Source organism: Acinetobacter stercoris, assembly GCF_900323515.1.
GTDB classification, from domain to species: Bacteria; Pseudomonadota; Gammaproteobacteria; order Pseudomonadales; family Moraxellaceae; genus Acinetobacter; species Acinetobacter stercoris.
In genome coordinates this window covers 1-12,231 of record NZ_OOGT01000116.1, presented here as the reverse complement: position 1 = coordinate 12,231, position 12,231 = coordinate 1, and the positions used below count along the sequence as shown (strand labels likewise).

Below are 12,231 nucleotides of genomic sequence, written 5' to 3'. Positions count from 1 at the left end.
CTATATATTACAGCTTCCCAATATTTAGTTTTTTGATTATTTGTACATCCATCAACTTTAAACCCAGAAATATTTTATGTTTCTCATAAAAAAAGACGAACCGAAGTACGTCTTTTCATGTTGATTTCACTAAACAGATTTAAACAATTATGCTAAACCTTTTTCTTTTAATAACTGAAGCATAGTCGAACCAAGCTCAGCTGGGCTACGTGTATAAGCCATACCAGCTTTTTCAAATGCCGCAAACTTTTCTTCAGCAGTACCTTTACCACCAGAAATAATTGCACCAGCATGTCCCATGCGTTTACCTTTAGGAGCAGTTACACCAGCGATATAACCTACTACAGGCTTAGTTACATTCGATTTAATATACTCTGCTGCTTCCTCTTCCGCAGTACCACCGATTTCACCAATCATGATAATTGCTTCAGTTTGTGGATCTTCCTGGAACAGTTTCAAACAATCAATCTGGTTCATACCTGGAATCGGGTCACCACCAATACCAATACATGTAGACTGACCTAAGCCAAGCTTGGTTGTTTGGGCAACAGCTTCATATGTCAATGTACCAGAACGTGAAATCACACCAATTTTACCTGCCTGGTGGATATGACCTGGCATGATACCAATCTTACATTCACCTGGAGTAATGATACCTGGACAGTTTGGACCGATTAAGCGTGTACCATTACCATTAGTTTCAAGATAACGTTTCGCTTTTAACATATCCAGTGTCGGAACACCTTCAGTGATCACAACAATCAGTTCAATACCAGAGTCAACTGCTTCTACAATTGAATCAAGCACATATGGTGCTGGAACATAAATTGAAGTTGCGTTTGCGCCCGTTTCTTTAACTGCTTCACGCATGGTATTAAATACTGGTAAACCAATATGAGTTTGGCCACCCTTACCTGGAGTTACACCACCAACAACTTTTGTACCATAAGCAATTGACTGCTCTGAATGGAAAGTACCATTTTTACCTGTAAAGCCTTGTACCAATACTTTTGTGTCTTTATTTACTAATACGCTCATTATTGATACTCCTTACGCTTTTACCGCAGCAACAACTTTTTCTGCAGCATCAGCTAAACCGCTTGCAGAAATCAATTTCAAACCTGATTCATCAAGTAGTTTTGCACCTAACTCAGCATTGTTCCCTTCTAAACGGACCACCACTGGAACAGTAACATTTACTTCTTGAACTGCTGCAATAATCGCTTCAGCGATCATGTCACAACGTACGATACCACCAAAAATATTAATCAATACCGCTTGTACAGAATCGTCTGCCAAAATGATTTTAAACGCCTCAATCACACGTTCCTTGGTAGCACCACCACCAACATCCAGGAAGTTTGCTGGTTGACCACCATATAACTTGATGATGTCCATAGTCGCCATAGCAAGACCAGCACCATTGACCATACAACCGATGTTACCTTCTAAAGCAACATAGTTAAGATCAAATTCAGATGCACGTAACTCACGTTCATTTTCTTGTGATTTATCGCGAATTTCAGCCAGTTGCGGTTGACGATAGAGTGCATTTGAATCGATTGATACTTTCGCATCTACACAAAGAATTTCACCATTTTCACGAACAGAAAGTGGATTAATCTCAAATAATGCAAAATCATTTTCAACAAAAGCACGGTATGCGCCAGTCATTAACTGAACGAATTGATTAATTTGTTTATCTTTTAAACCTAACTGGAACGCAACATCACGTGCCTGAAATGGCTCTAATCCAACTAATGGATCAACTGTAATCTTGAAGATTTTTTCTGGGGTTTCTTCAGCTACTTTTTCAATTTCGACACCACCTTCTGTTGATGCCATAAAAGTAACTCGACGAGTTGAACGGTCTACCACTGCACCTAAATACAGTTCGCGCTCTACAGGATATACATCTTCGCAAACAAGAATACTATTTACTGGCTGACCATTTGCATCTGTTTGATATGTCACTAAACGTGTGCCTAACATCGCTTTTGCATATTCTGCTGCTTCATCTTTCGATTTTACAACTTTCACACCACCTGCTTTACCACGACCACCTGCATGCACTTGGGCTTTCATGACAGCAAACTTGCCACCTATTTTCTCAAATGCTGCTGAAGCTTCTTTAGGAGTATGAATCAGAATACCTTCTTGGACAGGCATTCCGTATTTTTTTAGCAAAGCTTTAGACTGATACTCGTGTAAATTCATTTAATTACCTTTTACTACTTGTCGCGTTGTTATAACCTGCCAATAAATACACATCCATCACAGTAAGTATTGGCATTTCTTAAAAATCTTTATCTTTATATTTAGATGATTATTCAAATAAAAACAACCATCTCGATGAAAAAAGAGCGGTCTAAACCGCTCATTTCAATATTTATTTACGTTTACGTTGGATCGCATGAATTGCACGGCCATCAACGGCAAGAGCAGCTTCATGAACAACTTCTGAATAAGTTGGGTGACCGAAAGTCATCAATTGCAAGTCTTCAACAGAAGATACAAACTCAAGGGCAATCATACCTTGGTGAACGATATCAGAAGCACCAGGACCAATGATGTGCATACCCAATAAACGATCTGTTTTAGCATCGGCAACAAATTTAACGAAACCAGCAGCTTCGTTAGCAGCTAAAGCACGACCATTTACAGCAAATGGGAATTGACCTGTTTTAACTTCATGACCTTTTGCTACAGCTTGTTCTTCAGTTAAACCAACCCAAGCCGCTTCTGGATGCGTGTAGATCACAGAAATGATGGTGTCATAGTTCACTTGAGCAGCATGACCATGAATACGCTCAACAGCCATTACACCCTCTTCCATTGCTTTGTGCGCAAGCATTGGACCACGAACCAAGTCACCAATTGCATAAACACCTTCAACAGATGTTAAGCATTGATCATTTACTTCAACAAAACCACGTTCAGTCAATTTAATGCCTGAATCTTCGCTCAATAAACCTTCAGCATATGGCTTACGACCAACACAAACGATCAATTTATCAAAAGTTTGGGTTTTATCTTCACCAGCCTGGTTATATTTAACGGTAACTTCACGACTATTAATTTCTGTACCAGAAACTTTAGCACCGATACGAATATCCAAACCTTGTTTAGTCAAGATTTTTTGATATTCCTTGGCAAGACCTTTATCCGCCATTGGCAAGAATGTGTCTAAAGCTTCAAATACAACAACTTCAGCACCTAAACGACGCCAAACCGAACCAAGTTCAAGACCAATAACACCTGCACCGATCACACCTAAACGTTTAGGTACTTCCTGGAACTCAAGTGCGCCAGTAGAGTCAACGATAAGGTCTTCATCAACAGCAGCAACAGGAATATTTACAGGAACAGAACCAGATGCAAGGATCACATATTTAGGTTCTAAAACTTGAACTTCACCACCTTCTAAAGGTGTAAATTCAACTTTTTTACCAGCAAGTAATTTACCAGTACCTTGTAACCATTCAATGCCATTGCCTTTAAGCAATTGTGCAACACCACCAGTCAAGTTATCTACAACTTTGTCTTTACGAGCAAGAAGCTTCTGAAGATCAAGTTGAACATTATCAACTGAAATACCATGCACATCTAAACCATGAAGAGTATCTTCATAATGATGAGATGAATCAAGAAGTGCTTTAGAAGGAATACAACCTACGTTTAAGCATGTACCACCTAAAGATGGTTTACCTTTATGAACGCGTTTTTCAATACAAGCAACTTTGAAACCAAGTTGTGCAGCACGAATTGCTGCTTCATAACCACCTGGTCCACCGCCAATCACAACTAGATCAAACTGTTGAGACATTTTTATCTCCATGAACCAGAATAGAAGATTACTCTATTCTGGTAATTTTACTTATTGATGGTCTATTGATTAAAGATCAAGAATGAGTTTAGCTGGCTCTTCGAGCAACTCTTTAACTGTTACCAAGAAGCCTACAGCTTCTTTACCATCAATCATACGATGGTCATAAGAAAGTGCTAAATACATCATTGGTAAGATTTCAACTTGACCATTTACAGCCATAGGACGCTCTTGGATTTTATGCATACCCAAGATTGCAGTTTGAGGCGGATTCAAGATCGGAGTAGAAAGCAATGAACCGAAAGTACCACCGTTAGTAATCGTGAAAGTACCACCAGTCATTTCTTCGATAGAAAGTTTACCGTCACGGGCTTTCGCAGCATAATCACGGATACCATTTTCAACTTCAGCATAGTTCATACGATCAGTATCACGTAATACTGGTACAACGAGCCCACGCTCAGAAGATACTGCTACACCGATGTCATAGAAACCATGATATACAATATCGTCACCATCGATAGAAGCATTTACAGCTGGATAACGTTTAAGCGCTTCTGTACATGCTTTTACAAAGAAAGACATAAAGCCTAAACGAGCACCATGACGTTTTTCAAATGCATCTTTATATTGCTTACGCATTTCCATTACTGGCTTCATGTTCACTTCGTTAAAAGTAGTGAGCATTGCAGTACTTTGTGTAGCAGAAAGAAGACGTTCAGCAACACGTTTACGTAAACGAGTCATTGGTACACGTTTTTCAACACGCTCACCTACTGCTACGCTTAATGGTGTAGCAGAAGCAGCTGGCTTAGCCTGATGATTTGCAACATCTTCTTTAGTGATACGACCACCACGACCCGTACCTTCTACATCAGAAGCAGCTATACCTGTTTCAGACAAAGCTTTACGAACAGCTGGAGCTTGATCAGAAACAGATTGAGCACGTTCAACAACAGGTGCATTACCTGCCTGAGTTTGAGCTGCTGCTTGTTCAACCTTTTCTTCTGATTGAACAGCTTGGGTTTGAGCAGCACCTGATACAGCACCTTCTTCAAACTGAGCAATTACTTCATTTGAAAGGACAGTATCACCTTCATTTTTAATAATTGCAGATAAACTACCATCAGCAGGAGCAACAACTTCCAAAACTACTTTATCTGTTTCGATATCACAGATGACTTCGTCACGCGAAACAGCTTCGCCAACTTGTTTGTGCCAAGTTGCAATTGTCCCGTCAGCAACTGACTCTGGAAATACCGGTGCTTTAATTTCGGTTGCCATTATTTAGTTTCTCCTGATTGATCAGCCACGATCGCTAAAGCGTCATTTACGAGCTGAGCTTGTTGTTTTGCATGCAAGTATGGTGAGCCACAAGCTGGGGCAGCAGAAGCTGGACGGCCTGCGTAGCTAATTTTAATTTGTTTGCCAGATTTGATCACATCTTCATAAATATGTGGAGCAATGAATAACCAAGCACCTTGGTTCTTAGGTTCTTCTTGAGCCCAAACCAATTCAGTCACATTTGGATATGAAGCAAGAACTTCCGCAATACGTTGTTCCGGATACGGATACAATTGTTCAACACGAACAATCGCAATGTTGTTCAACGCTAATTCACGACGTTTTTCAAGTAAATCGTAATAAACCTTACCACCACAAATCACTAAACGTGTAACATCCGCTTTGTTGATTTGATCAATTTCATCAATCACAGTTTGGAATGTACCAGTTGCAAGTTCATCTAGATTTGATACTGCAAGTTTATGACGAAGTAATGACTTAGGTGACATTACAATCAACGGTTTACGGATTGGGCGAATCGCTTGACGACGTAAAACATGATAAATCTGTGCAGGTGTAGTTGGCGTAATCACTTGCATATTTTCTTCTGCACAAAGCTGTAAATAACGCTCTAAACGTGCAGATGAATGCTCTGGCCCCTGACCTTCAAAACCATGTGGTAAAAGCATAGTCAGGCCACAAACACGTTCCCATTTTGTTTCACCAGAAGCAATAAACTGGTCAATCACCATTTGGGCACAGTTTGCAAAGTCACCAAATTGAGCTTCCCAGATAATCAAGCTTTTCGGTAATGTTGTTGCATAACCATATTCAAATGCAAGCACAGCCAATTCTGACAATAATGAGTCATAAATCGCAACACGTGGTTGATTTTCTTTTACATGGCAAAGCGGAATATAAACAGAACCATCAGCCTGGTTATGTAATTTTGCATGACGGTGTGAGAACGTACCACGACCAACGTCTTCACCAGTTAATCGAACAAGGTAACCCTCATCCAGCAATGTTGCATAAGCAAGTGTCTCGGCAGCACCCCAGTTAAGAGGTTGCTCGCCTGTTTGCATTTTCAAACGTTCGTCGATTACTTTCGCAACCTGACGTTGCATTACGAAACCTTCAGGAAGTTTACGCATGCCTTCGCCTAATTCTTTTAAGCGTTCAATTGGGAAAGTTGTATCCCATTCATCTGTATAATCATGACCTAAGTAAGGCTTCCAGTCGACAAACATTTTAGTATTTGGTTCTAACACTAATGCATTTGCAACATGTTTGCCTGCTTCTAGATCAGAGCGATAACCTTCAACCATTTGATCTGCTGAAGCACGGTCAATAATATTTTCTTGAACCAATTTATCAGCATAAAGCGTACGTGTAGTCGCTTTTTTGTTAATCACCTGATACATGATAGGCTGAGTCGCAGCTGGCTCATCTGCTTCGTTATGACCACGACGGCGATAACAGAACATATCAATCACAACATCTTTACGGAATGTATGACGGAAATCATGTGCCAGTTGTGAAACAAATAAAACCGCTTCAGGGTCATCACCATTTACATGGAAAACTGGTGCCTGAACCATTTTTGCGATATCAGTACAATATTCAGTTGAACGTGCATCACGTGGATCTGATGTTGTAAAGCCCACCTGGTTATTGACCACAATATGAACTGTACCGCCTACTGTGTAACCACGAGTTTGTGACATCTGGAAAGTTTCTTGGTTAACACCTTGTCCAGCAAATGCTGCATCACCATGAACAATAATCGGCAATACATCATCACCGCCAATGTCCTTACGACGGACTTGACGAGCACGAACAGAACCTTCAACTACAGGTCCAACGATTTCTAAGTGTGATGGGTTAAACGCTAATGCCAAATGGACTTCACCACCTGGAGTCATCACATTTGAAGAAAAACCTTGGTGGTACTTAACGTCACCAGAACCTTTTTTATTTAAAGATTTACCTTCAAACTCACCAAACAAGTCAGCTGGGTTTTTCCCCATAATATTGACAAGTAAGTTCAAACGACCACGGTGTGGCATCCCGATAACAACTTCCTTACAACCTACAGAACCTGCACGCTGGATCAGTTCGTTAACCATTGGAATGAAAGATTCACCACCCTCAACACCAAAACGCTTAGCACCTACATATTTATTACCAAGGTATTTTTCTAAACCTTCGGCTGCAGTTAAACGCTCTAAAAGATGTTTTTTCTGTTCAGGTGAAAAACCAAATTGACCACGAGCACCTTCTAAACGTTGTTGAATCCAACGTTTTTCAACAGTGTCAACAATATGCATATACTCAACACCAATAGAAGCACAATATGTAGCTTCCATCGCATTAACCATTTCGCCTAGAGTCGTTTCTGTTTTACCGATTGCAAGATTACCTGTATTAAATACAGTGTCTAAGTCAGACTTTGTTAAACCGTGAGAACTTAAATCTAGGTCTGGAACATCTTCGCGTTTAGCCAGACCAAGTGGATCAAGATTTGCTTTTTGATGACCACGGTTACGATATGCTGCGATTAGTTGCAATACGCCAATTTGACGACGCTCATGCTCTGTACTTACTTCACTTTGTACGACAGGCTGAACGCGGTTCGAATTGCGCCCCAATAACAGGAACTGTTCGCGAATATTACCGTGTGGTTGATCACCTTTAGGGAATTTATCGAAATATTCGCGCCAGTCCTCACCTACTGAGGTTGGAGAAGATAGGTACTGCTCGTAAAGCTCTTCAATATACGCTGCACTATCAGCGGAAAGTTCAGTGTCAAGACGCAGTGCGTCAGCAACTTCTTGCATTTGTGGACCCATTTCCTATTGCAAAAACATTACGGGATGCTTTTTAAGCATACCCATGATTGATAATGCCAAATTGGTAAATTGACATTCACCCATCAGGCTTAAAACCACGGGCGTTAATATGCATTAGCAATCACGCTAATGCGTTAATGAATTATAACGCCCTCAATGGCATCACCACTCACTAAATACTCGGCGAAACCGAGCAATTTTTTGCAAATCGACTTAGAAAAAATAAAGACACGATTTAGTTTTTCTAAAACGATTCTATATATATTTATTTATAAACTTATATGGGCTTCTCATATGTTGAAAATATGTATGCAAAAGCCAACTTTTTAAGACATATAAGTTTCATAAATCCTAACATGAACTCTGATTGCTATTGATTTTTTTGACACATACCCTTTATAAATTGGCGAAATACACACTCATATTTTACTGTTATTATAGCCTGTAAAGTATTAAAACTCTAATTTAGTTATCTGTATTATCAATTTTTAAACAATAAAAAAAACGCACATCTTTTGATGTGCGTTTTTTCTTAGATATTAACCTGCCTGGTCAAGCAACATACTACGGATATGACCAATAGCTTTAGTCGGGTTCAGACCTTTAGGACATACTGATACACAGTTCATAATACCTTTACAACGGAAAAGTGAGAATGGATCGTCAAGACGAGCCAAACGCTCTTGAGTTGCGGTATCACGCGAATCAATAATAAAACGATATGCATTCAACAATGCTGAAGGACCCAAGAATTTATCAGGGTTCCACCAGAATGACGGACATGAAGTTGAACAACATGCGCAAAGAATACATTCATATAAACCATTCAAATGCTCACGCTCTTCTGGAGACTGTAAACGCTCTTTAGGCGGAGCTGGCTGATTATTAATCAAGAATGGATGAATTTTGTCATACTGATCATAGAACTGGTTCATATCAACAACCAAATCCTTAATCACTGGCAAACCAGGTAATGGACGAATAACAATTTTTTCAGGTAAGTCATTCAGGTTCTGAAGACATGCCAAACCGTTTTTACCATTAATGTTCACACCATCAGAACCACAAATACCTTCACGGCAAGAACGACGGAATGTTAATGATTCATCCTGAACCTTAAGTGCAAGCAATGCATCAAGCAACATACGATGCTTGTCTGTAAGCTCCAACTTATAAGTTTGCATGTACGGCGCTTTATCCTTATCAGGATCATAGCGGTAGATTTCGAATGTACGAGTACCTCTACTCATCTTTATACTCCCGATTAGAATGTACGTGGTTTAGGTTCGATTGCTTCAACAGTCAATGGATCAAAACGAACTGGTTTATATTCCAAGTGATTGTCTACTGAATACCATAATGTATGCTTCATCCATTCATCATCGCGACGGCCATATGAATAGTGAGGATCATCTGGTGGTAATTCATAATCGACAACGGTATGTGCACCACGGCATTCTTTACGTGCAGCAGCCGAGATCAATGTTGCTTTAGCAACTTCATATAAGTTTTCAACCTCTAATGCTTCAACACGTGCTGTGTTAAATACTTTAGATTTATCCTTCAAATGAATGTTGCGAACACGTGGTTCAAGTGCAAGGATCTGTTTAACACCTTCGTCAAGTAATGCTTGAGTACGGAATACACCTGCATGGTCTTGAACGATATCACGAATTGCATCAGCAACATCTTGTGCATTTTCACCTGATGTAGACTCATCTAGATGACGCACACGTCTTAAAGTGTTTTCAAGAACATTTGTTGGAAGTGGTTGATAATCATCACCATGGTGTTTAGTCACATAATCAATAATGTGTTCACCAGCAGCTTTACCAAATACAACCAAGTCAAGAAGTGAATTCGTACCTAAACGGTTCGCACCATGCACTGATACACAAGAGCATTCGCCGATCGCATAGAAACCTTTAACAGGTTTAACATAGTTACGAGTACTGTTGGTTTTATAAGTTTTAGTATCCTTATCATAACCAGCATAAAAATCGACTTCGTTGGTATCAACTTCTGGAACAACAACCTGACCATGGATATTGGTAGGAATACCACCCATCTGATAATGGATTGTGGGAACCACAGGAATTGGTTCTTTTGTAATATCAACGTTTGCGAATTTCTTACCAATTTCAAATACAGATGGCAAGCGCTTCATGATTGTATCCGCACCTAAATGTGTCATATCCAGAAGAATATAATCACCTTTAGGACCACAACCACGACCTTCTTTAATTTCCTGGTCCATAGAACGTGATACGAAGTCACGCGGCGCCAAGTCTTTTAAAGTTGGTGCATAACGTTCCATGAATGGTTCGCCGTCTTTGTTACGAAGGATTGCGCCTTCACCACGACAACCTTCAGTAAGAAGTACACCTGCACCCGCCACACCTGTAGGGTGGAATTGCCAGAACTCCATATCTTGTAATGGAATACCAGAACGTGCTGCCATACCAAGACCGTCACCAGTATTGATATAAGCATTTGTAGATGCACGGTAAACACGGCCAGCACCACCAGTAGCGAACAATGTTGCTTTAGCCTGGAATACGGCGATATTACCAGTTTCCTGATCAATCGCAGTAACACCTAGCACATCACCTGCTTCATTACGAATAAGATCTAAAGCAATCCATTCAACAAAAAACTGGGTACCCATTTTCACGTTGCTTTGATAAAGCGTGTGAAGAAGTGCATGACCAGTACGGTCGGCAGCAGCACATGCACGTGGAACAGGTTTTTCACCATAATTTGCAGAGTGACCACCAAACGGACGTTGGTAAATCGTACCATCAGCGTTACGGTCAAATGGCATACCTAAGTGTTCTAGCTCATAAACAACTTTAGGTGCTTCACGGCACATAAACTCGATTGCATCCTGGTCACCTAACCAGTCAGAACCTTTTACTGTGTCATAAAAGTGGTAGTGCCAGTTATCTTCTTGCATATTACCAAGAGATGCACCGATACCGCCTTGTGCAGCAACAGTATGTGAACGCGTTGGAAATACTTTAGTAAGAACAGCAACTTTCAAACCGGCTTGAGCAAGTTGATAAGCAGCACGCATACCAGAACCACCACCACCAACGATAACGGTATCGAAGCTGAGGTTTTGAATATTTGTATAATCTTCTTTAGGGGTTAAAGCGCCCATGATATCTTCCTATCAATTCGCCCAAAAAATCTGGATAGCCCAGATTGCATACGCAAATACTGCAATGATTACTGCAGAAGTTAGCACTAGGCGTAAACCTGAAGCTGAAGGACCCATTTGACGAGTAGTTACATAATCAGTAAACACCTGCCACATGCCAATCCATGCGTGTGCGACTAGCGATAAGACTGCCAATAATGAAAATACTTTCATTGGCAGAGTCATCATAAAGCCTCTCCATTGTTCAAAGTCAAATCCACCATTACAGAGAATCCAACCGAACACCACAACGGTATATACAGCCAACACAACTGCACTAACACGCTGGATATACCAATCGCGAGAACCTGATCCTGTTAATCCTGTAGCACTTTTCATTAGAACATAATCCATACAAAGGCTGCGATAATACCAACCGCAGATAAGATCAATGCAATTGTAGCTGCCACGCGACCACTTTGAAGTTCTTCATTGAACCCAAGGTCTGCTAGTAAGTGTTTAATACCATTAATAAAGTGGTAGATTAAACCGGCTACAAATACCCATACAATGAAGCGTACAAGTAAATTACCGAATACTACGTTTTTAACGTAATCAAATCCTTCTGGTGAAGATAAAGACTTATCTAAGATCCATAAAAGAACTGGTACCAATAGAAATACGATTACACCTGAAAGACGGTGTAGAATTGATGCAATAGCCACGGGTGAGCGTAAATTTACCGCTAACACCTGACCCATGGACAAATTGACAGGTCTGTTGCTTTTCACAGCGGGCATCCTGTAAGTAAAAACTCCAGCTGGAGTTTGTTGGAATTAATTCGAAGGAAAGCTGGCATTGTCAGGCAATCTAATGCCTAAACTTAAAACGACACTGAATTATAAAACGTGCCATATCAAAATACAAACGATGAAAATCAGCAATTACTTAAAAAAAACCTCAAATAAGAATCATTTACAACAAAATAAACAACCATTATTTATTTTTAAAGCAACAAAAGACTTACTAATCATTTAAATTTTAAACATTAAATAATAATTTTCTCAAATAATAATATTCTTTATATTTTTCGAGATTATTTTTAGACTAAAGCACAACATAAATAA

Annotated in this window: 9 protein-coding genes; all 9 read right to left on the bottom strand. The window is 39.9% G+C overall.

The window, feature by feature from the left end:
- Positions 1-147: 147 nt before the first annotated feature.
- Positions 148-1,038: a succinate--CoA ligase subunit alpha gene (sucD, locus tag KPC_RS12275; protein WP_121974649.1), complete on the bottom strand. Its 891-nt coding sequence runs from the start codon at positions 1,036-1,038 to the stop codon at positions 148-150.
- Between the two features lie 12 nt (positions 1,039-1,050).
- A complete protein-coding gene (sucC, locus tag KPC_RS12270; protein ID WP_121974648.1) occupies positions 1,051-2,217 on the bottom strand; it encodes an ADP-forming succinate--CoA ligase subunit beta in 1,167 nt (388 codons plus the stop codon).
- Between the two features lie 172 nt (positions 2,218-2,389).
- Positions 2,390-3,826, bottom strand: a complete 1,437-nt coding sequence (gene lpdA / locus KPC_RS12265) for a dihydrolipoyl dehydrogenase (RefSeq protein ID WP_121974647.1) — start codon at positions 3,824-3,826, stop codon at positions 2,390-2,392.
- 69 nt (positions 3,827-3,895) lie between these two features.
- Positions 3,896-5,110: a 2-oxoglutarate dehydrogenase complex dihydrolipoyllysine-residue succinyltransferase gene (odhB, locus tag KPC_RS12260; protein ID WP_121974646.1), complete on the bottom strand. Its 1,215-nt coding sequence runs from the start codon at positions 5,108-5,110 to the stop codon at positions 3,896-3,898.
- Positions 5,110-7,950, bottom strand: a complete 2,841-nt coding sequence (locus tag KPC_RS12255) for a 2-oxoglutarate dehydrogenase E1 component (protein WP_121974650.1) — start codon at positions 7,948-7,950, stop codon at positions 5,110-5,112. The genes odhB and KPC_RS12255 overlap by 1 nt, the downstream gene beginning before the upstream one ends.
- Positions 7,951-8,501: 551 nt before the next feature.
- The gene (locus tag KPC_RS12250; RefSeq protein ID WP_121974645.1) at positions 8,502-9,212 is read right to left on the bottom strand and encodes a succinate dehydrogenase iron-sulfur subunit; all 711 of its coding nucleotides are present in this window, start codon (positions 9,210-9,212) and stop codon (positions 8,502-8,504) included.
- Between the two features lie 14 nt (positions 9,213-9,226).
- The gene (gene sdhA / locus KPC_RS12245; protein WP_121974644.1) at positions 9,227-11,125 is read right to left on the bottom strand and encodes a succinate dehydrogenase flavoprotein subunit; all 1,899 of its coding nucleotides are present in this window, start codon (positions 11,123-11,125) and stop codon (positions 9,227-9,229) included.
- Between the two features lie 12 nt (positions 11,126-11,137).
- On the bottom strand, positions 11,138-11,503 hold the full coding sequence (sdhD, locus tag KPC_RS12240; protein WP_121974643.1) for a succinate dehydrogenase, hydrophobic membrane anchor protein: 366 nt from the start codon (positions 11,501-11,503) through the stop codon (positions 11,138-11,140).
- Positions 11,503-11,904, bottom strand: coding sequence for a succinate dehydrogenase, cytochrome b556 subunit (gene sdhC / locus KPC_RS12235; RefSeq protein ID WP_121974642.1), 402 nt, complete (start codon positions 11,902-11,904; stop codon positions 11,503-11,505). The genes sdhD and sdhC overlap by 1 nt, the downstream gene beginning before the upstream one ends.
- Between the last annotated feature and the right edge of the window lie 327 nt (positions 11,905-12,231).